Origin of the sequence: Neisseria sp. HMSC061H08 (genome assembly GCF_001836795.1) — a bacterium.
Taxonomy (GTDB): domain Bacteria; phylum Pseudomonadota; class Gammaproteobacteria; order Burkholderiales; family Neisseriaceae; genus Neisseria; species Neisseria subflava_A.
The window spans coordinates 123750-143593 of the sequence record NZ_KV830556.1 but is presented as its reverse complement, the minus strand read 5'-3'; the positions used below and the strand labels follow the sequence as shown (position 1 = coordinate 143593).

Sequence of the window (19844 nt, the reverse complement as noted above, 5' to 3'; positions counted from 1 at the left end):
ATGCATAGATTTGATAAAAAACCTTGAAGGGATTTTAATAGAGAACTAGGCAAGGCAAGGCAAGGCAAGGCAAGGCAAGGCAAGCTTACCATCACTTTTTTGAAATAAAATCATTTTTCTAAAACTTCCATGTAAATTTTTCCTATTATGCCGCAAAAAAACAGCAAATGCCGCTGCATTAAACAAGTGATGAATACTTGAAATTATAAATAAAGTATTCATAATCCCAAGGCCGTCTGAAAACCTTCCTCACTTTTCAGACGACCTTTTCACACATCAAATATCCATAGGGAAAACACCATGGCAAAAGCCCCCAAAACCATTTACCAATGTTCCGAATGCGGTGGCACTTCCCCGAAATGGCAAGGCAAATGCCCGCATTGCGGCGAGTGGAACACGCTTCAGGAAAGCCTTGCCGCGCCCGAGCCGAAAAATGCCCGTTTCCAATCTTGGGCGGCGGATACTTCGGCCGTCCAATCCCTCTCCGCAGTAACCGCCACCGAAGTGCCGCGCAATCCGACCGGCATGGGCGAACTCGACCGCGTATTGGGCGGCGGTTTGGTAGATGGCGCAGTCATCCTACTCGGCGGCGACCCCGGCATCGGCAAATCCACATTACTGTTGCAAACCATCGCCAAAATGGCGCAAAGCCGCAAAGTGCTGTACGTTTCCGGCGAAGAATCCGCCCAACAAGTCGCCCTGCGCGCGCAACGTTTGGAACTGCCCACCGAAGGCGTAAACCTGCTTGCCGAAATCCGCATGGAAGCGATTCAGACGGCCTTAAAACAGCATCAGCCCGAAGTCGTCGTCATTGATTCCATCCAAACCATGTATTCCGACCAAATCACTTCCGCCCCCGGCTCCGTGTCGCAGGTGCGCGAATGTGCCGCCCAACTGACGCGCATGGCGAAACAGATGGGCATCGCCATGATACTGGTCGGACACGTTACCAAAGACGGCGCGATTGCCGGCCCGCGCGTGCTGGAGCATATGGTCGATACCGTACTGTATTTCGAGGGCGACCAACATTCCAACTACCGCATGATACGCGCCATCAAAAACCGTTTCGGCGCAGCAAACGAACTGGGCGTATTCGCCATGACCGAAAACGGTTTGAAAGGCGTATCCAACCCGTCCGCCATTTTCCTCGCCAGCTACCGCGACGACACACCCGGCTCGTGCGTTTTAGTCACGCAGGAAGGCAGCCGCCCGCTTTTGGTCGAAATTCAGGCTTTAGTCGATGACGCACACGGCTTCACCCCCAAACGTCTCACCGTCGGCCTTGAACAAAACCGCCTCGCCATGCTGCTCGCCGTCCTCAACCGCCACGGCGGCATTGCCTGCTTCGACCAAGACGTGTTCCTCAACGCCGTCGGCGGCGTCAAAATCGGCGAACCTGCTGCCGACCTCGCTGTCATCCTTGCCATACTCTCCAGCTTCCGCAACCGACCCATGCCTGAAAAAACCGTCGTATTCGGCGAAATCGGCTTAAGTGGCGAAGTCCGCCCTGTTGCACGCGGACAAGAGCGGCTCAAAGAAGCGGAAAAACTCGGCTTTAAACGCGCCATCGTCCCCAAAGCCAATATGCCGCGCAATGCCAAAGAGTTTCCAAACCTGAAAATCTACGGCGTCAGCAGTTTGCAGGAAGCGATTGACGTCTGTCGTGACGGGGACTAAACCGTTTCGATAATCTGATTCAAAAAACAATCAGCTAAAAGGCCGTCTGAAAGTTTTCAGACGGCCTCTCTTTAAATTTAAATAATTTTGTTATATTATAACGAACGAATTTATTCTATCTTTTCTACACATCGAAAATCGGAGAGGAATCATGAAAAAAACCGCTTTGCTTATCGCATCTGCCTTCCTGTTCAGCACTGCCGCACACGCTCACCGCGTTTGGGTTGAAACCGCCCACACACATGGCGGCGAATACCTTGAAGCCGAATTGGGCTATGGCGAATTCCCGGAGCTTGAGCCCATCGCCAAAGACCGCCTGCACATTTTCAGCAAACCCATGCAACTGGTGACTGAAAAAGGCAAAGAAAACATGATTCAAAAAGGCACATACAATTACCAATACCGCAGCAAACTGCCGGTCAAAGACGGCAGCTACTTGGTAACCGCCGAATACCAACCGACTTTCTGGTCAAAAAACAGCGCGGGCTGGAAGCAGGCAAGCATCAAAGAAATGCCTGATGCAAGTTATTGCGAACAAACAAGAATGTTTGGTAAAAACATCGTCAATGTCGGCCATGAAAGTGCAGATACCGCCATTATCACCAAGCAAGTCGGCCAACATTTGGAAATCGTACCTTTGGACAACCCTGCCAACGTCCATGTCGGCGAACGCTTCAAAGTCCGCGTTCTCTTCAATGGCGAGCCGCTGCCTAACGCCACCGTTACCGCCACATTTGACGGCTTCGACACCAGCGACCGCAGCAAAACCCATAAAACCGAAGCCCAAGCCTTCTCCGATACTACCGATGACAAAGGCGAAGTCAGCATCATTCCATTGCGCCAAGGTTTCTGGAAAGCCAGCGTAGAACACAAAGCCGATTTCCCCGATCAAAGCGTGTGCCAAAAACAGGCGAACTACACCACTTTGACCTTCCAAATCGGTCATTCACATCATTGATTTTTCCATAACAAAAGGCCGTCTGAATAGTTCAGACGGCCTTTATTCATCCTATTTAAGGACGATGCGGCGCAAACCGCCATTGTCCCAATTCCAAATTCAAATCAAACAGATTCAGACGGCCTATTGCCACACGGACCAAGCGCAAACATGGAAAGCCTGCTTTCGCCGTCATCCTTCGCACTTGGCGGTTTTTCCCTTCCGAAATTTTGATTTCCACCCAAAAATCAGGCACAGACTTACGCACGCGAATCGGCGGCACGCGCGACCATAAAATATCCGCTTCGCCCTCTTCCAATACCCTAACCTCGGCCGGACGGGTGACAAAATCACCCAAATCTACGCCACGGCGCAATAAATCCAATTTGGCTTCATCAGGAGAACCCTCCACCTGCACCCAATAAGTTTTGACCTGCTTGAATTTCGGGTCGGCAATCTGCGCCTGCAAACGGCCATTATTGGTCAGCAGCAGCAAACCCTCGCTGTCCGTATCCAAACGGCCGGCCGGATAAAATCCCGGTTTCTCGACAAAATCCTTCAGGCACTGATGTTTTTCATGTGCAGAAAACTGGCAAATCACGCCATAAGGCTTGTTTAGGATAATCAAATCGTTCATTTCACACTTTCAGACGGCCTCAGATTTCAAGCAATTCCGGATAATAAAAAAGACACCGTATAAACGGTGTCTTTCATATTTGGCGGAGTAAGAGGGATTCGAACCCTCGATGCAGGTTGACCCCACATGCTTCCTTAGCAGGGAAGTGCCTTCAGCCTCTCAGCCATTACTCCTAAGGAAGTCCGCAATATACGCTTTCTGCCCTCCTTCGTCAAGCATTACCGCCTCAAACTTTCTTAACGCCATGAAATCATTTAAATAAAAATATAATATTTTTTGCACCATTCTGTTTTTATACTTCTTTCATATATGTTAAAATGATTCTGCTTTCTGTAAACTTTTTCTACGCCCATTATTACAAAGGAGTTCGCATGTTACGTTTTTCTGCTTTGGTTGCCGTATCCTCCCTGATGCTTGCCGCTTGCTCACAATCCGGCAATTCCCAACCATCCACTTCCTCCTCTCAAACTTCTACTCCAAAAACAACTGCCGCCGGTTCTGCCTGCCGTAGCATGGGTGAGGGCCATAAAGTCCATGGCAAAGGTCAAAACGATATTTATATGTGTAAAGTCGATGTAGCTTTAAACTCTACCGAAGCCAAATCCGCTTTGGATCCTAGCATCCGCGTTCACTACGGTAGCACATCCGGCGCAACTTTGACTTCCCGTCAAATCTCCAACTCAGTCGGCAAAACCCCTGATGAAACCTGCCAACGCGCATTCCTGAGCGCGGTTAAACGCTTCCAAAGCACTGCACATCGCAAAAAAGCCAAATCCGTTCACCTGGTTAGCTACTTTGACAAAGTAACCAAAGGCGGTAACGAGTACGAATGCCACATCGCTACATTCAACAGCCGTGTGGTTTTGAAAGGCAGCTTCCACTAAGTAATGTCAAAAATGCCGGACTTCAATATGAAGTTTGGCATTTTTCTATTTTATGGATACGACACCTCTTCAATGCCTGCTGGCCGATCCGTCTTTTACCGCCTGCTACGACCATGCTTCTCTAAACGCAGCCGATTCCCAACGTTTTGCCGCCACGCCTCAACTGGCGCAGCGTCAGGACTGGCAAGTCAGCCGAGCATTAAAACAGCAAACCGATTTACCGACTGTATCACTGAGCCACAGCCAAGGCTTTGCCGCTTTATTGTGTGCGCCTCATCCCTTAACAGCCGGTATCGATATCGAATTTATCCGCCCGCGTGATTTCAAAGCGCTGTCGGCTTTGGTCTGCACGCAGGAAGAACAAGACTTTTTGGAAACGGCAAACTGGCCGTCTGAAACGTTTTACCGATTGTGGTGTTTCAAGGAAGCCTTGATTAAAGCGGCAAATTTGGATTTCCCGTCAGACATGAAATCGGTCGGCTATGTTTTCGATTCAGGGCAACCCGTCGGTTTACGCGCCGGAAATCAAACCGATTGGCGCGGCACAAGCGCGATTTTGGCGGATACGATGGCACTTTCCTGCGTTTGGCAGGGAAAAGCCGTCGCCCTGCAATGGCAGTTTTTTGGTTCGCTCCAACCCAATGATTTAACCGACCCGCAAACCATCTAATAACTGACAAAATAATAATAATCTGATTTAATTTACTGCACTTTTACTGATTCCACACACCAACAGCAGCATTTGCAAAAGGCCGTCTGAACGATGAATCTTCGCCTCCTAAACCGCCTCTATACTGCCCTTATCCTGTTTCTTACCCTGTTTTTGGTTTATGCCTTTGCTTCACAAGCGCGCATCCAAACCGATTTGACCGCGTTGTTGCCAAGCGAGCAGCAACCCGATGCCTTACTGACGGCTGCGGATAAAGCCGCAGAAGCGCAGCTCAATTCGCAAGTTATTTTGCTTGCCGGCAGTACCGATGCCGAAACCGCTTTTCAGACGGCCTCTCAAATTGCCGATGCATGGCGCAAAAGCGGCGTATTTGAACAAGTCGACAGCAGCATGACGCCAAATTTGGACAAAGTGCGGGCGGATATGCAGAAGCTGAGCTTGGCCGTTTTGCCGCAAGACGAAATCCGCCTGCTGTTTGAGCAGCCGCAAGCCTATTTTCAAGCGCGCGCAGAAGCCGCGGCCAATCCTTTTGCCACCCCCTCCCCTTTGTCTTTAGAACAAGACTGGCTGGGCTTCGGACGCTTTGTTGCCGACAAAGCCAATCCGCAAAGCCGTTTGCAGTGGGACATGGACAACGGCATGTTGTTTGCCGAAGACCAAGGCAAAACTTGGGTATTTTTACGCGGACGGCTCGCCGGCGGCGATCAATTCTCCGGCAACGATGCCCTCTTACCGCTGATGGCGCAAAGCCGTCAAATCGCTTCGGAAAACGGCGCAGAAACCTTAAGCGCAGGTGGCGCATTGTTCGCCGCCGTATCCAAAGCAGCCGCAGAAAAAGAAAGCCGGATAATGAGCATGGTCGGGCTTGGGCTGACTTTTACGCTGCTGTTGTGGGTCTTCCGCAGCGGCCGCGTATTTTTGCTGTCCTTGCCTCTGGCAGCCGGTATGTTGACCGGATTGGCGGTTGCATTATTGACCTTCGGCAAAGTGCATATCCTGACCATCGTCATCGGCACCAGCTTGGTGGGTATGTTGGTGGATTTCCCGTTGCACTGGCTGGCTCCGTCAGTATTCGGGCCGTCTGAAAAGACTGTTTGGCAGGCCGAATCGGCAATAAAACATGTCTTGCCGAGCTTTGCCGTCAGCCTGACGATTACCGTCTTGGGCTACGCACTGCTGTGGTTCACCCCTTTGCCTGTACTGCGCCAAACCGCCGTATTTTCAGGCTTTGCCTTATTTGGTGCGTTTGGTGCCACCGTTTTATGGCTGCCGCCACTGTTTCGCCGCTACCGTGCCAAAACCGTGCCTTTTGCCGCATTAACCGAAAAGCTCTATTCCTTGTCAGGCCGTCTGAAAAACCGCCTGCACAAACGCGGCTGGTTAATCGTGGGCGGAATTTTGCTGGCAGTCGGACTGTGGCGCAGCGACTGGCGTGACGACATCCGTCAATGGGTCAATATGCCGACCGCGATGTTGACAGAAGTACAACAAATCGGCCGGTTGAGCGGTACGGATTTTGGCGGCAAATATTTGGTGGCCGAAGCACAAAGCGAAGATGCCCTGTTGAAGAAAACCGCCGAACTCGGCCACGCCCTGCAGCCCTTAATCGTGCAAGGCAAACTTTCCGGCATCCAATCGCCCGACCAATTCATCCTGGCGACAACGGAACAGCAAAAACTGCAAAACCGCCTGCGCGAATTGACCAAGTTGCCTGATAGCTGGAAACCGCTCACAGAAATCGGTATTCCGCGCAAAACTGTGCGCGATGCCCTGCTTCAAGCCGCCGATACGCAACCATTGTCGCTTTCAGACGGCCTGAATACCGATTTGGCAGAAGCTTGGCGTTCCTTGTATTTGGGCGAAGTGGAACCAGGCCGTTTTGCTGCCGTCGTGCGTTTGAACGGCATGGCCGATGAAGCCGCCGTACGCGCCGCAGTGCAACACATCTCCGGCGTACATTGGGCAGACAAACGCGCCCACTTAAACGAGCTTTTCCACCACACGCGCAATCAGGCCGCATGGTTGAAACTGGCTTCCTATGCGTTGGCATGGCTGCTTTTGTGGAAAATGTTCGGTTTCAAACGCAGCAGCAAAATCCTTGCCGTGCCGCTGGCCGCCGCCATCTGCACCGTTGCCGTACTCGGTTTGGCCGGCATTCCCGTCAGCCTGTTTGCCATGTTCGGCCTGCTTTTAGTATCCGCCATCGGCGTGGACTATGCCGTCTATGCCGCCACTGCACATCACAGCGCGCCGGCAAAATTAGGCGGTATGCTGCTTGCCGCAGCGACGACAGCCATTTCCTTTGCCCTGCTCGCCATCAGCAGCACGCCCGCTGTTGCCGCGTTCGGCATGACGGTTACCATCGGCGTGGCATTCAATATTTGGCTGGCAGGCACATTATTGAAAAATTAGACACAAGATGAAGACGATTGAAGTTGAAACGATATTTTTTTCAACTTCAATCGCCAAGTTGCAAAAGGCCGTCTGAAAAATTTTATATAGCAGTTTAAGCATTATTTAGCATTAAAATCAAAGGTATTTTCAAATACCCGTAGAATTCGACGTTGCCGTTATCGGCGCAGGCCCTTCAGGTTCGGTTGCTTCCGCTTTGCTGAACAAACAAGGCTTTAAAGTTTGCGTACTGGAAAAACAACATTTCCCGCGCTTTGTCATCAGCGAGAGCCTGCTGCCGCATTGGTGGGCGATTTGAAGGTAGAATAAGGACGAATGCCTTTCAGACGGCCTCGCCTGAAAACAGAACAGGCCGTCTGAAAATCTACCCTCATCATTAAATATTTTGACCGATAGATAAAACCTTATGCGATTTATCCCTTTGCTTGCCGCACTGCTGCTTTCTGCATGCGCAACCTCGCTCCCTCATCCGCAAACGCTGCCGCCGCTTTCCAAAGAAGGCCAATGGTTCAAACTCGAGCAGACCAATGCGGCGGGGCAAACCGTTCAAACCAATCTCTTGGCAGTCGAGCCTCATTCAGACGGCATCCGCTTTGTCCAAACCGATGCACTGGGTGCGCCGGTATCGCGTCAATCGGTCAGCACCAAAGGCTGGAAAAACGACGGCTTTGTGATGCCCAATGCCAGTTCGCGCCGACTGTTTGCCGCCCTGTTGCCGCTTTTGGCCGCCGAACACGCCGCCACGCTTTACCCTGAAGCCCGCCAACAAAACGCCACCCATCAAGGCTTCTGCCCTGACGGCAAAGGCGCGGTATTCAGCTACCGTGAGCGTGATTTGTGGTGTGTCGCCCACCATTCCGAACAATTCCTCATCGGCTTCCCCGACCAAACTTTCTGGACGGTCAGCCCGATTGCAGAAGACTAATTCATGAATACTCCTGTTTATCTCAGCCGTCCGGCACTGACCAGCGCATTGGGCAGCGGCTTGCAAGTTCATGCCGATGCCTTACTCACGCCGTCTGAAAACACGCCCCTGACTTTTTCAGACCAATGGGTAAAAGGCAAAACGCATGCTTTCGGTGCAGTCAAAGAAACCCTGATGCCTCTGCCCGACAGCATTCCCGAAGCGCATCACAGCCGCAACAACCAGCTTATCCTGCACGCGCTTTCGCAAATAGACGGACTGATTCAGACGGCCATTGCCCGTTACGGCAAAGAAAGGGTCGCTGTCGTGACCGGTACGTCCACCAGTGGCGCAGACGAAAATATCCCTTTGTTCCAACACGTTGTACAAGGTGGTGAGTGGATGGATGTTCCGTTCAAACAGCTGCAACACACCATGGCTTCGCCCTCCGAATTTATCGCCCAAGTTTACGGTCTGGACGGCTTGCGCTATACCGTCTCCACCGCCTGCACTTCCGGCGCACGCGCCCTCATCAGCGCAGCCCGATTGCTTCGTGCCGGATTGTGTGATGCCGTGATTTGCGGCGGCGCGGATACGCTTTCTCCGCTGACGATTAATGGTTTTGCCTCTTTGGAAGTGCTTTCAGACGGCATCGCCAAGCCTTTTTCTGCCAATCGCAACGGCATCAATATCGGTGAAGCGGCCGCATTTTTCGTGATGACGCGCGATGCCGATTTTGACGGCGAAATGCAGTTGCTCGGCTACGGCGCAAGCAGCGATGCCTACCATATGTCTTCGCCCCGCCCCGACGGTTTGGGTGCAGCCCAATCTTTTCAGGCCGCTTTGGATAAAGCCGGCTTGAAAGCGGAAGAGATCGGCTGGATCAATCTGCACGGCACCGGCACGCAGCACAACGACAGCATGGAAAGCCGAGCTGTTGCCGAAGTATTTGGCAGCCACACCCTTTGCACTTCAACCAAGCCGTCCACCGGTCATACCTTAGGCGCAGCTGGTGCGATCGAAGCCGCGTTTGCCTGGTTGATGGCCAACCACCAATACAATCCAGAAGGCAAACTGCCACCGCAACAATGGGACAACGTACCCGATTCCGAGCTGCCCAACATTGCTTTAACCGACGAAAACAGCCGCTGGCCGTCTGAAAAACGCATTGCCGCCAGCTCATCATTCGCTTTCGGCGGCAGCAATGCCGTTTTGATTATCGGATAAGTCCTTATATTTAGGCTGTCTTTTCAGACGGCCTTTTTCTTTTCCGCAACTTAAAAAACAATAACATCAAAACAACAACCAAATCCGCCGAAATATGCCATAATAGGCTTAGCACATTTCTTCTCGCGATGTGCCCGAAAAGAAAAACTTAACCTACATAGAGAATAATCCCATGACTAAATCCACCATTATCTATACCTACACCGACGAAGCTCCTGCATTGGCCACTCAATCCCTGTTGCCGATTGTGCAGGCGTTTACCCGCCACGCCGATATTGATGTCAAAACCAGCGACATTTCTCTCTCCGGCCGTATTTTGGCGGCGTTTCCCGAATACCTGACCGAAGCGCAACGCGTACCTGATGCGCTTGCCGAATTGGGCGAACTGGTGAAACAACCCGATGCAAACGTAATCAAACTGCCGAACATCAGCGCATCCGTACCGCAACTGACCGCTGCGATTAAAGAATTGCAGTCTAAAGGCTTTGCCGTTCCCGACTATCCCGCCGACCCGCAAACCGATGAAGAAAAAGCCATACGCGAACGCTACGACCGCATCAAAGGCAGCGCGGTAAACCCTGTCCTGCGCGAAGGCAACTCCGACCGCCGCGCGCCTAAAGCAGTGAAAAACTTTGCGAAAAAACATCCGCACAGCATGGGCGCATGGACCAAAGACTCCAAAACCCACGTTGCCACCATGCAAAGCGGCGACTTTTTCCATAACGAACAATCCGTTACCGTACCTGAAGCGACTTCCGTATCCATCGTATTCACCGACAAACAAGGCAACAAGAAAGAGCTGCGCGAGCCCGTCGCCCTGAAAGCCGGCGAAATCATCGACGCGACCGTGATGAGCAAAAAAGCCCTGCTCGCCTTCCTTGCCGAGCAAGTAAAAGACGCGAAGGCAAAAGGCGTATTGTTCTCGCTGCACATGAAAGCCACCATGATGAAAGTGTCCGACCCGATTATCTTCGGACACGCCGTCAAAGTGTTCTTCGCGCCTGTTTTTGAAAAATTCGGCGACAAACTGGCTGCCGCCGGCGTCAATGTCAACAACGGCTTCGGCAACCTGCTTGCCAATCTGGACAAACTGGATGCGGACACTCGCGCTGCCGTCGAAGCCGAAATCGCTGCCGTTTACGCTGCCAACCCCGATTTGGCGATGGTCGATTCCGACAAAGGCATTACCAACCTGCACGTCCCCAGCGATGTTATCGTCGATGCTTCCATGCCTGCGATGATCCGCAATTCCGGCCGTATGTGGGACAAAGACGGCAAAGCGCAAGACACCAAAGCCGTGATTCCCGACAGCAGCTACGCAGGCGTTTATCAAGCAACCATCGACTTCTGCCGCGAACACGGCGCGTTCGATCCGACAACCATGGGTACAGTACCCAACGTCGGCCTGATGGCGCAGGCGGCCGAAGAATATGGTTCGCACAATAAAACTTTCGAAATCGAAGCCGACGGTCAGGTTCAAGTCATTGATGCGGCAGGCAAAGTCCTGATGCAGCACGACGTTGAAGCAGGCGACATCTGGCGTATGTGCCAAACCAAAGACGCGCCCGTCAAAGACTGGGTACAACTCGCCGTCAACCGCGCCCGCCTGAGCAACACGCCCGCCGTGTTCTGGCTCGACGAAAACCGTCCGCACGATAAAAGCCTGCTTGCCAAAGTCAACGCCTACCTTGCCGAACTGGATACAAATGGTCTCGACATCCGCGTCCTCGCGCCCGAAGAAGCCGCCAAGTTCAGCTTGGGTCGTCTGAAAAACGGCGAAGACACCATTTCCGTAACCGGCAACGTCCTGCGCGATTATCTGACCGACCTGTTCCCGATTTTGGAACTCGGCACCAGCGCGAAAATGCTGTCTATCGTTCCATTGATGAATGGCGGCGGTATGTTTGAAACCGGCGCTGGCGGCTCTGCACCGAAACATGTTCAACAATTCCTCGAAGAAAACCACTTGCGTTGGGACTCTTTGGGCGAATTCCTCGCACTCGCCGTATCGTTTGAACATTTGGCGCAAAAAACCGGCAATACCAAAGCCCAAGTCCTCGCCGATACTTTGGATGCAGCCACCGAAAAACTGCTGTTGAACGACAAATCGCCTAAACGCAAAGCTGGCGAACTCGACAACCGCGGCAGCCATTTCTACCTTACCCTCTACTGGGCGCAAGAATTGGCAGCGCAAGACAAAGATGCCGAACTGAAAGCCGCATTTGCTCCATTGGCAGCCGCTTTGACTGCCGGCGAAGCCAAAATCGTTGAAGAACTCTCTGCCGTACAAGGCAAAGCGGTCGACATCGGCGGCTACTACGCAGCCAATCCTGAAAAAGCGGCACAAGCGATGCGTCCAAGCGCGACCTTTAATCAGGCCTTGTCAGCCTTATAATTAAAGCAATAAAAGGCCGTCTGAACTTTCAGACGGCCTCAAACCTTATGGAAGCACAATGAAAAAAACCATTCTTTCTCTTACTCTCCTCATCAGCGCTCCGGCTTTGTGGGCATTTTCCCCTGCCGAATTGGCACAAACCCTGCAAAAACCGCAAAACGTGCAAGGCAATTTTGTCCAACAACGCCAGCTCAAATCCCTCAGCAAACCCATGACCACCAGCGGCAGCTTTACCCTTGTCCCACAAAAAGGCCTACTCTGGAAAATGCAAAAACCATTTGAAACCACCCTGCGCGTGCGTTCAGACGGCATCATGCAATGGAACGGCAGCCAATGGGTCAACCCAAATGCCAGCAAACTCAACGGCCAAAGCCGCCAAATCAAACTCTTCCTCGACCTTTTGGGCGGAAATACCCAAGGTTTGGAAAAACAATTTGATTTGAAATTGAACGGCAACGAGAAAAAATGGACGTTGACCTTAACTCCGAAAACCGCCATTACCCGCCAAATCTTCAACCGTATCGAAATCAACGGCGATACGCTGGTACGAAAAATCGAATTGGACGAAAAACAAGGCGACAAAACCATCATGCAGTTCAACCAAATCCAAACCGATAAAGCTCTGGATAGCTTCAGCCGTACCGCCCTCTAAATTGTCTATCCCAACAAAAGGCCGTCTGAAAATAGATTTCAGACGGCCTTTTATATTAATCGGCTGAAGGCTGCTGCCCTTTTCGTTCCGCCTTTCTGGCTTCGCGAATGGCTTTAAGTTCGGCCTCTTTCTGTCTGGCTTTTTTCAGCCAAGCCTCCCATTGGTTTGGCGTTTCCAACGTGATTCTGCCGATTTTGCCTTCGCGGAAATCGGTCAGGATATTTTCAGCGGCCTTTTGGTAGTTGACCCGTCCGCCGCTCAAAACCGCACCGCGTTTCTTGGCAATCCACTCCAGCCAAGAAGTATCGTCCCAATGACTGCTTGGATCTTTGTCGGCTTGATAGCGCTCTTGCAACAGGGCCAGATAATGGCGGCGGAGGTAATCCAAAAGCTCAAGTGCCACTTCTTCTTCATCCAGCGCGTTGCGTCCAACTGCACCGCCGGCCGCAAGGTTATAGCCGCCTTCTTCGACGATAATTTTTGGCCACAACATACCCGGGGTATCGTAAAGCCAGAAATCGTCTGCAAGGAAAAGGCGCTGTTCGGCTTTGGTAATACCGGGTTCGTTGCCGGTTTTGGCAGATTTTTTGCCGATCATACCGTTAATCAAGGTGGATTTGCCGACGTTTGGGATACCACAAATCAGGACGCGCAATGGCTTCTCGATACCTTGACGATGAGGAATCATGGCGCGGCAGGCTTGGGTAATTTTGCCGTGCGCGCCGGTTTCGGAAGAATCAAGCGCAATCGCGCGGGTATCTTGGCGGCTGTTGTAGTGTTCGAGCCAAACTTTGGTGCGCTCGGGATCGGCAAGGTCTTGTTTATTTAAAATTTTCAGTTTGGGCTTACCTTTAGACAACTGTGCAAGCAAAGGGTTTTCGCTGGAAGCAGGCATACGCGCGTCCAACATCTCAATCACCATATCAACGCTTTTAATGCGTTCGGCAATGGCTTTTTTTGCCTTGTTCATGTGGCCGGGAAACCATTGGATAGCCATGTCTTTTTATTCTTTCTATTCGTATCTGAGGCCGTCTGAAAAATCATTGTTTTTCAGACGGCCTCGGTATTTGGATAATCGGTCAATCAGGATTTAGAGGTTGCCATGCTCGTAACTGTAATAACCTGCTTCATCCATACATTGCTCAAACGTTTTGGATGTATTGCCACGTTTGGTTCCATTTTGAACTTGTGATTTGCAGGTATTGATTTGGCGGGAAACTTCAGCTTCGCTTGCGCCGGTACGGTGCCAACGGTAAGCAGTGACAAGCTCTGTTGCACAGGCGGTCAAGATAAGCAGGGATAATGCGGTCAGACTGATTTTTTTCATGGTTTCTTCCTTTAAGGCCGTCTGAAACGGCAAGTTAGCGTCCTGCCAAGCTTTGAACCTGACGGTGGCGGACAAGGAGTTCGTAACGGCCCTTGAGACGTTCGGCCAGTTTTTCCACGATATAAACGGAGCGGTGCTGCCCGCCGGTACAGCCGATGGCAATCGTTACATAACTGCGGCTCTCTTGTTGCAGGCGCGGCAACCAGCGGCTAATAAAATGGTCGATGTCATCAACCATTTCTTGAGCCAACGGCTGCTGGCCCAAATAATCTTGAATGGGCTTGTCCATGCCGGTAAAGGGGCGTAATTCCGGATCGTAATATGGATTGGGCAGGCTGCGCATATCAAACATAAAGTCGGCATTATTGGGAGCGCCGTATTTGAAACCAAAGGATTCAAGAATAACCAGTAAGCCAATACGTTCAATGTTGAGCCATTGTTGCACAGCATAACGCAGCTGCTGAGCGTTCATTTTGGACGTATCGATGCAATATGCGATGTCTCTAAGCGGAAAGAGCCACTCGCGTTCTTTTTGCAGGCTTTCCAACAAAGTCAGGTTTTGACCAGACAAAGGGTGTCCGCGTCGGGTTTCTGAGAAGCGGCGAACCAAAACGCCCTCTTCTGCTTCAACAAACAGGACTTCAACCTGATGTCCTTCGTCACGCAAATATTGGATTTGCTCTTGCGCTTCTTGGATATTGATACCGGAACGGATATCAACGCTGACACCGAGCTGGGTTTCTTCGCCGCGTTCAATATGGTACAACACCAGCGAAGGCAACATTTCCAAAGGCAGATTATCGACGCAATAATAGCCTAAATCTTCGAGTTGTTTGAGGGCTACGGATTTTCCTGAGCCGGATAAGCCGCTAATCAGGACGATTTTCATGATTTTGTTCGTTTTCTTTGAGTTGTGTTTGGTGACGTTCGAGAAATTCTTTGGTGCTGTCTTTACCACGCAATTGAAGGATGTAATTGCGTACTGCAGCTTCAACCAATACTGCTAAGTTTCGACCGATTGCAACAGGCAGGGTAACGGAACGGACGCTAACGTTGAGGATAGATTCTGTTTCGGTACGGATGCTCAATCGATCGAGTTGTTTCATGTATCCGTCGTCGGCCGGAACCAAATTAATAATCAGCTGAAGGATTTTTTTCGGACGGATGGAGGTTTCGCCAAAAATATGGCGGATATTGAGTATGCCCAAACCGCGTACTTCGAGGAAATCACGCAGCATAGGCGGGCAACGGCCTTCCAGCATTTCCGGGCCGGTACGGAAGAGCTCTACCGCATCATCGGCAATCAGGCTGTGGCCGCGCGAAATCAGCTCCAATGCCAATTCGCTTTTACCCAAGCCGGATTGTCCGGTAATGAGTACGCCCACTTCAAATACATCCAAAAATACACCGTGCTTGATGGTGGAAGTAGCCAATGTACGTTGCAGATAAATCCGCAAAACGTCCATCAGGTGTGGACTTTCCTGCTTGGAAGTCAGCAAGGGGATACTGTTGGTATGGCAATAATCGCGCAATTTGGGCGAAACCGGCAAGCCGTTGGCGACGATAACCAAAGACATAGGGATGTCGAAAAGCTCGCCGAAATCGTAGTTGAGCTCGCCCGATTCCAAGCGGCGCAAATATTCGGCTTCAGCTACGCCGACAACTTGAATTTGGTTGGGATGGATAAAGTTTAAGTGGCCGACCAAGGCCAAGACGGGTTTATCGGCTTCGACACCGATACGGTTGTCCGCGCCGGAATTGCCGGCAGCCCAAGCGAGTTCAAGTTTGTGCTGATTTTCGGAAAACAGGCGGCGGACGGATATGCTGGGCATGAATTACTCTTCGGTCAGGAGTGTGCGTACTTCTTCGGCAGAAGTCGCTGCCATCAATGCTTCACGGATGGCTTTTTGAGAGAATCTGCCGGCCAATTTGGACAAGACTTCCAAATGTTCGCCGGTAGCGTTTTCAGGCACAAGCAGGATGAAAATCAGGGAGACGGGTTTGCCGTCGGGCGCATCAAAGGCAACCGGCTCTTTGGTGCGAATAAACGCACCGGTAGCTTTTTTCACGCATGCGTGACGGCCGTGAGGGATCGCCACCCCCTGCCCCAAACCGGTCGAACCAAGCTTTTCACGGGCAAACAGGCAGTCGAACACGTTGGCATTCGGTAATTCTGCTTCATTCTCTAGCAGCTGTGCAGCCTCTTCAAACAGGCGCTTTTTGCTGCTGACTTCCAAATCCAAAACGATATGGGACAAAGGTAAAATTTCGCCGATCAGGCTCATGTGTATCTCTTTTAAATGTCGCAAAACAATGGGATTGTACCGATTGTCGGTGCAAATCTCAATCCTGAAGGCGTAATTTACACTCGCCCTACTAACATTTTCCATGTTGTTTTTGATATTTTTTAACGAGTTAAAAATAAGCTAACTATTTGCTTATATTGAATTTAAAGTAAAAATCCTATCACTGGTAAAACCATGATTCAAATGAAAAGGGGTATGTCCGGCATACCCCTTTTCCCTTTCTTTTCAGACGGCCTCAACCTAGTTTTTTAAAACAGTTTGGAAACCAAAAACGACCAAAAATAATGGCAGACCAATCCGCAAAACCACGCCAAACCGATGCGGTTGTTGGCCAAAAACGTTTGGAAGCACAACTGGCGATTGCGCGTACGGATGACAACATATTGCTGATACTGCCAATAAACAGTTATCGGCAATATCAACCAATACGGCCAAGTTGCACCGATTTTAATACCCAACACCGCCATCAATACCGTAAACCAAAAATGGCAAAGCATAGAAGCAGTAATGTCGTGATCGCCAAATGTGATTGCCGAAGTTTTAATGCCGATTTTCAAATCGTCTTCTTTGTCCGCCATGGCATAAATTGTGTCGTAAGCCAACGTCCATAAGGCATTGGCGGTAAACATCAGCCACGCTTCGGGAGGCACTCGGCCTTGCACGGCGGCAAAGGCCATGGGAATGCCGAACGAAAATGCCAGTCCTAAATAAAACTGCGGCAACGGGAAAAAGCGTTTGGTAAAGGGATATGTGATGGCAAGGAACAAGGCCGGAAGGCTCATCAGCCAAGTAAAGCGGTTGAGCTGCACCAAGCATAAGGCCGCCATCAGACACAGCATGACGGTCAAAAGCAACGCTTCAATTTTAGAAACCAAACCTTTGGCAAACGGGCGGTTTTTGGTGCGCTCTACTGCGCCGTCAAAATTGCGGTCGGCAAAGTCATTCACGACGCAACCTGCGCTGCGCATCAAAAATGTGCCTGCGCTAAAGGCAATAAAAATATCCGCGTCAGGAACACCTTTAGACGCAATCCACAATGCCCAATAAGTCGGCCACAGCAAAAGCAGGGTGCCAATGGGTTTGTCGATGCGCATCAGTTTGGCGTATATCACCATCCGTCCGACAGCGTAACGCGGTAGAAATTGTAGAAAAAAGCGCCTTATGTTCATTGATGTAATGTGTCGTTGTTTATGTGTCGATTCGGAAGGAAAGGCTTTTTAGAGCCTTAGCTCTTATTATAATTTATTGCCGTCTGAAATCAAACAGATCTTAACAATTTAATTTATTGTATTATATCAGAATTATGACAAACATCGGTAATTGGTTTTATTTTCAGACAGCCTTAGCGGTATAAATCTATTAATTTCAATAAGAAATATTCTGTTAATTCCAATGTTTCGCCATTCCAATCGAAATACGAACGGCGCGCGGTAATAGGCCGTCTGAAAGACGGATGGTCTAAATCGTCAAAACGAAGAAACTCAAAATCCGAACGCTTCAACGGCAATGTACCGTCAAACAGGCGCTCGCCCAAAGGCTGCGTTCCGCAATCCAATAATTCTGTCCATAGACGGCTATCCGGCCGGCACGCGCTTCTGGCTTGTATCACTGTTTCGCCGTCCAGTTTGAGCAAAACATCGCGCACAAAGATTTCGTCTCCGTTTTCTGCTCCCTTCGTCAAACCCAAATACACTGGCTCGACTGAAAAATCCTTACCTGAAGCGCGCAACGCAGCGGTTAGCGAAGAAACGGTCAGCAAAGGTTCGGCCTTAGACGGTAGAAGACTTGAAGCTTCGGCATATGAACAAAGTGTGCCACGCGGTATATCAAACGCCATTTACCACCTCTGTTTTGGCCAACTCCTGCCATTTGGCTTCAGGAAACTCATCTTTCAGACGGCCTTTAAGATATTCCAAGGTATCGCCTGCAATGGTTTCATCTTTGCTGTCGTGAATATGGTTGAAAATCAGGCTATACAAGCTGATACCGTATTGTTTGAGCGCGGAAAAGCTGAGCAGGGTGTGGTTGATGCTACCGAGCCGTCCACTGGTAACGAGGATGACGGGATAGCCTTGCTGACGGATATAATCAATGGTCAACAGATTTTCCGTCAGCGGAACCATCAATCCGCCCGCGCCTTCGACCAAGACGATTTCGTATTGCGTCGCCAACTCTTGAGTGGAGGTACGGATTTTGTCCAAATCCAAAGCCCTGCCGTCAAGACGGGCGGCGAGATGGGGCGAGGCTGGATAGCTGAAGATTTCGGGCATGGTCAGCCCTTGTTTGTCGGCTTCCTGCATGGGTATGCCCATGATTTTGCGGTGGACGGCGATGTCCTCGGCGATGTTTTGGCAACCGGTTTGCACGGGCTTTTGCGTGATCACGCTTTTGCCCTGCTGCAATAATTGTTTTGCCAATACGCCGGTGGCGACGGTTTTGCCGATGTCCGTGTCTATGCCGCTGACGAAGTAAACGCCTTTCATTTGCTGTATTCCTTCAAGATTTGTACGGTTTTGTCGGCAAGTTCGGTCAAGAGGTCGTCTGAAATGATGTAAGGCGGCATGAGGTACACCAGCCTGCCGAATGGGCGCACCCAAATGCTCTGCGCCACGCAATCCGCTTGAAAACGCGCCATATCCACGCCTTTTTCCAGCTCAATCACCCCGATAGCACCCAAAACGCGAACATCTTTCACACCGCGAATGTCCCACGCAGCTTTCAGACGGCCTTTTAAGATGCTTTCGATGCGGCGGATATTTGCCTGCCAATCTTGGGACAAAAGCAGTTTGACCGAAGCGCAGGCTACGGCACACGCCAGCGGGTTTGCCATAAACGTCGGCCCATGCATGAACACGCCCGCTTCGCTGCGAGAAATTATTTCGGTAACTTTTTGCGAAGTGATTGCAGCCGCCAGCGTCATATAGCCGCCGCTCAAACCTTTGCCGATACACATAATGTCCGGCACGACCTCCGCATGTTCGCAGGCAAACATCTTGCCTGTACGCCCAAATCCGGTGGCGATTTCATCAAAAATCAACACGATATCAAATTCGTCGCACAAATCGCGCAATCCTCGAAGATATTGAGGATGATAGAAATACATGCCGCCCGCGCCCTGCACGACCGGTTCCAAAATAAAGGCGGCGATATCCGCATGATGCGCTTCAAACAAAGTGCGGACAGGCTGCAAATCCGCCTCGTCCCATTCATCGTCGAAACGGCTTTTCGGATTATCGACAAAATAACGCTGCGGCAGAGCGCTGCCGAAAATATGGTGCATTCCCGTTTCCGGATCGCAGACGGACATCGCGTTCCAAGTATCGCCGTGATACCCGCGCCGCACCGTCGCAATATTCTGTTTCGCCGTCAAACCCCGTGCCTGCTGGTATTGCACCGCCATCTTCAGCGCGACTTCTACCGAAACCGAACCCGAATCCGCATAAAAAATACGGTCCAGCCCCTGCGGTAAAATCCCGACCAACAACTTGCCCAGTTCCACCGCCGGCCTGTGCGTCAAACCACCAAACATCACATGCGACATCTGTTTAATCTGCGCCTCAACCGCCTGATTCAAAACAGGATGATTGTAGCCGTGTATCGCACACCACCAAGACGACATCCCGTCAATCAGCCGCGTGCCGTCCGCCAATTCGATGTGTACACCCTCCGCTCGGCGCACCGGATAAACAGGCAACGGGTTGGTCATGGATGTATAAGGATGGAGTAGGTGGGCACGGTCAAAATCGAGCAGGGAGGACGGTTCGGACATATTCTTTTTAAAGACTGATTGACAATTTTCGTTATTATATAACATCT

20 protein-coding genes, 1 tRNA gene and 1 pseudogene are annotated in these 19844 nt (G+C 50.9%); 10 read left to right on the top strand and 12 right to left on the bottom strand.

What is annotated here, in order from left to right; all coding sequences use genetic code 11:
- Window positions 1-45: 45 nt before the first annotated feature.
- Window positions 46-222, bottom strand: coding sequence for a hypothetical protein (locus HMPREF2675_RS11335; protein ID WP_168162055.1), 177 nt, complete (start codon window positions 220-222; stop codon window positions 46-48).
- Between the two features lie 78 nt (window positions 223-300).
- Between HMPREF2675_RS11335 and radA the strand changes: the two genes are divergently transcribed.
- Both radA and HMPREF2675_RS01595 read left to right on the top strand, forming a co-directional pair.
- Window positions 301-1677 (top strand): DNA repair protein RadA, encoded by a 1377-nt coding sequence (gene radA / locus HMPREF2675_RS01600; protein WP_070813834.1) that lies wholly within the window; start codon window positions 301-303, stop codon window positions 1675-1677.
- Window positions 1678-1828: 151 nt separating this feature from the next.
- Complete coding sequence (locus HMPREF2675_RS01595; protein WP_003685136.1) at window positions 1829-2635, top strand: DUF4198 domain-containing protein; 807 nt, start codon at window positions 1829-1831, stop codon at window positions 2633-2635.
- A gap of 55 nt (window positions 2636-2690) precedes the next feature.
- Here HMPREF2675_RS01595 and HMPREF2675_RS01590 read toward each other — a convergent pair whose 3' ends face one another.
- Together HMPREF2675_RS01590 and HMPREF2675_RS01585 are read right to left on the bottom strand one after the other, a co-directional pair.
- A complete protein-coding gene (locus HMPREF2675_RS01590; RefSeq protein WP_070813833.1) occupies window positions 2691-3251 on the bottom strand; it encodes a pseudouridine synthase in 561 nt (186 codons plus the stop codon).
- Window positions 3252-3331: 80 nt separating this feature from the next.
- Window positions 3332-3424 (bottom strand) — tRNA-Ser (locus tag HMPREF2675_RS01585).
- 198 nt (window positions 3425-3622) lie between these two features.
- Here HMPREF2675_RS01585 and HMPREF2675_RS01580 point away from each other — a divergent pair.
- The 8 genes and pseudogenes from HMPREF2675_RS01580 (at window position 3623) to HMPREF2675_RS01550 (ending at window position 12395) form a co-directional block, all read left to right on the top strand.
- Window positions 3623-4135 (top strand): hypothetical protein, encoded by a 513-nt coding sequence (locus HMPREF2675_RS01580; RefSeq protein ID WP_225905469.1) that lies wholly within the window; start codon window positions 3623-3625, stop codon window positions 4133-4135.
- A 52-nt stretch (window positions 4136-4187) separates the two neighbouring features.
- Window positions 4188-4805, top strand: coding sequence for a 4'-phosphopantetheinyl transferase family protein (locus HMPREF2675_RS01575; protein ID WP_070813832.1), 618 nt, complete (start codon window positions 4188-4190; stop codon window positions 4803-4805).
- A gap of 93 nt (window positions 4806-4898) precedes the next feature.
- Entirely contained in the window at window positions 4899-7217 is a 2319-nt protein-coding gene (locus tag HMPREF2675_RS01570) for an MMPL family transporter (protein WP_070813831.1), read from the top strand.
- Window positions 7218-7350: 133 nt separating this feature from the next.
- Window positions 7351-7500, top strand: a pseudogene (locus tag HMPREF2675_RS10815) (NAD(P)-binding protein); the annotation flags it as partial.
- Window positions 7501-7623: 123 nt separating this feature from the next.
- Window positions 7624-8142, top strand: coding sequence for a hypothetical protein (locus HMPREF2675_RS01565; RefSeq protein ID WP_070608118.1), 519 nt, complete (start codon window positions 7624-7626; stop codon window positions 8140-8142).
- A 3-nt stretch (window positions 8143-8145) separates the two neighbouring features.
- Entirely contained in the window at window positions 8146-9348 is a 1203-nt protein-coding gene (locus HMPREF2675_RS01560) for a beta-ketoacyl-ACP synthase (RefSeq protein ID WP_070813830.1), read from the top strand.
- 172 nt (window positions 9349-9520) lie between these two features.
- A complete protein-coding gene (locus HMPREF2675_RS01555; protein WP_070813829.1) occupies window positions 9521-11743 on the top strand; it encodes an NADP-dependent isocitrate dehydrogenase in 2223 nt (740 codons plus the stop codon).
- 58 nt (window positions 11744-11801) lie between these two features.
- Window positions 11802-12395 (top strand): LolA family protein, encoded by a 594-nt coding sequence (locus HMPREF2675_RS01550; protein WP_004520070.1) that lies wholly within the window; start codon window positions 11802-11804, stop codon window positions 12393-12395.
- Window positions 12396-12450: 55 nt separating this feature from the next.
- Here HMPREF2675_RS01550 and ylqF read toward each other — a convergent pair whose 3' ends face one another.
- From ylqF to bioA, 9 genes are all read right to left on the bottom strand, one after another.
- Window positions 12451-13392, bottom strand: a complete 942-nt coding sequence (ylqF, locus tag HMPREF2675_RS01545; protein WP_070461623.1) for a ribosome biogenesis GTPase YlqF — start codon at window positions 13390-13392, stop codon at window positions 12451-12453.
- Between the two features lie 93 nt (window positions 13393-13485).
- Window positions 13486-13722 carry a protocatechuate 3,4-dioxygenase gene (locus HMPREF2675_RS01540; protein ID WP_070813828.1) on the bottom strand — a complete coding sequence of 79 codons (237 nt, stop codon included), beginning with the start codon at window positions 13720-13722 and terminating at the stop codon, window positions 13486-13488.
- A 34-nt stretch (window positions 13723-13756) separates the two neighbouring features.
- Window positions 13757-14611, bottom strand: a complete 855-nt coding sequence (rapZ, locus tag HMPREF2675_RS01535) for an RNase adapter RapZ (protein ID WP_070813827.1) — start codon at window positions 14609-14611, stop codon at window positions 13757-13759.
- Window positions 14592-15554, bottom strand: coding sequence for an HPr(Ser) kinase/phosphatase (gene hprK / locus HMPREF2675_RS01530; protein ID WP_070813826.1), 963 nt, complete (start codon window positions 15552-15554; stop codon window positions 14592-14594). Before hprK ends, rapZ begins: the two co-directional genes overlap by 20 nt.
- A 3-nt stretch (window positions 15555-15557) precedes the next feature.
- Complete coding sequence (gene ptsN / locus HMPREF2675_RS01525) at window positions 15558-16007, bottom strand: PTS IIA-like nitrogen regulatory protein PtsN (protein ID WP_070813825.1); 450 nt, start codon at window positions 16005-16007, stop codon at window positions 15558-15560.
- A gap of 269 nt (window positions 16008-16276) precedes the next feature.
- Window positions 16277-17197, bottom strand: a complete 921-nt coding sequence (ubiA, locus tag HMPREF2675_RS01520; RefSeq protein ID WP_070813824.1) for a 4-hydroxybenzoate octaprenyltransferase — start codon at window positions 17195-17197, stop codon at window positions 16277-16279.
- A gap of 173 nt (window positions 17198-17370) precedes the next feature.
- Entirely contained in the window at window positions 17371-17865 is a 495-nt protein-coding gene (locus tag HMPREF2675_RS01515; protein WP_070584052.1) for a chorismate--pyruvate lyase family protein, read from the bottom strand.
- Window positions 17855-18511 (bottom strand): dethiobiotin synthase, encoded by a 657-nt coding sequence (bioD, locus tag HMPREF2675_RS01510; RefSeq protein WP_070712009.1) that lies wholly within the window; start codon window positions 18509-18511, stop codon window positions 17855-17857. Before bioD ends, HMPREF2675_RS01515 begins: the two co-directional genes overlap by 11 nt.
- Complete coding sequence (gene bioA, locus HMPREF2675_RS01505) at window positions 18508-19797, bottom strand: adenosylmethionine--8-amino-7-oxononanoate transaminase (protein ID WP_070813823.1); 1290 nt, start codon at window positions 19795-19797, stop codon at window positions 18508-18510. The genes bioD and bioA overlap by 4 nt, the downstream gene beginning before the upstream one ends.
- Between the last annotated feature and the right edge of the window lie 47 nt (window positions 19798-19844).

Bases quoted from the DNA above. Each gene is read 5' to 3' on its own strand.
- HMPREF2675_RS01560 (WP_070813830.1), top strand. From the start codon at position 8,146: ATGAATACTCCTGTTTATCTCAGCCGTCCGGCACTGACCAGCGCATTG.
- HMPREF2675_RS01550 (WP_004520070.1), top strand. From the start codon at position 11,802: ATGAAAAAAACCATTCTTTCTCTTACTCTCCTCATCAGCGCTCCGGCT.
- HMPREF2675_RS11335 (WP_168162055.1), bottom strand. From the start codon at position 222: ATGAATACTTTATTTATAATTTCAAGTATTCATCACTTGTTTAATGCA.
- ubiA (WP_070813824.1), bottom strand. From the start codon at position 17,197: ATGAACATAAGGCGCTTTTTTCTACAATTTCTACCGCGTTACGCTGTC.
- bioA (WP_070813823.1), bottom strand. From the start codon at position 19,797: ATGTCCGAACCGTCCTCCCTGCTCGATTTTGACCGTGCCCACCTACTC.
- bioD (WP_070712009.1), bottom strand. From the start codon at position 18,511: ATGAAAGGCGTTTACTTCGTCAGCGGCATAGACACGGACATCGGCAAA.
- ptsN (WP_070813825.1), bottom strand. From the start codon at position 16,007: ATGAGCCTGATCGGCGAAATTTTACCTTTGTCCCATATCGTTTTGGAT.
- HMPREF2675_RS01540 (WP_070813828.1), bottom strand. From the start codon at position 13,722: ATGAAAAAAATCAGTCTGACCGCATTATCCCTGCTTATCTTGACCGCC.
- HMPREF2675_RS01580 (WP_225905469.1), top strand. From the start codon at position 3,623: ATGTTACGTTTTTCTGCTTTGGTTGCCGTATCCTCCCTGATGCTTGCC.
- HMPREF2675_RS01555 (WP_070813829.1), top strand. From the start codon at position 9,521: ATGACTAAATCCACCATTATCTATACCTACACCGACGAAGCTCCTGCA.
- hprK (WP_070813826.1), bottom strand. From the start codon at position 15,554: ATGCCCAGCATATCCGTCCGCCGCCTGTTTTCCGAAAATCAGCACAAA.
- rapZ (WP_070813827.1), bottom strand. From the start codon at position 14,611: ATGAAAATCGTCCTGATTAGCGGCTTATCCGGCTCAGGAAAATCCGTA.
- ylqF (WP_070461623.1), bottom strand. From the start codon at position 13,392: ATGGCTATCCAATGGTTTCCCGGCCACATGAACAAGGCAAAAAAAGCC.
- HMPREF2675_RS01570 (WP_070813831.1), top strand. From the start codon at position 4,899: ATGAATCTTCGCCTCCTAAACCGCCTCTATACTGCCCTTATCCTGTTT.
- HMPREF2675_RS01565 (WP_070608118.1), top strand. From the start codon at position 7,624: ATGCGATTTATCCCTTTGCTTGCCGCACTGCTGCTTTCTGCATGCGCA.
- HMPREF2675_RS01590 (WP_070813833.1), bottom strand. From the start codon at position 3,251: ATGAACGATTTGATTATCCTAAACAAGCCTTATGGCGTGATTTGCCAG.
- HMPREF2675_RS01515 (WP_070584052.1), bottom strand. From the start codon at position 17,865: ATGGCGTTTGATATACCGCGTGGCACACTTTGTTCATATGCCGAAGCT.
- HMPREF2675_RS01575 (WP_070813832.1), top strand. From the start codon at position 4,188: ATGGATACGACACCTCTTCAATGCCTGCTGGCCGATCCGTCTTTTACC.
- radA (WP_070813834.1), top strand. From the start codon at position 301: ATGGCAAAAGCCCCCAAAACCATTTACCAATGTTCCGAATGCGGTGGC.
- HMPREF2675_RS01595 (WP_003685136.1), top strand. From the start codon at position 1,829: ATGAAAAAAACCGCTTTGCTTATCGCATCTGCCTTCCTGTTCAGCACT.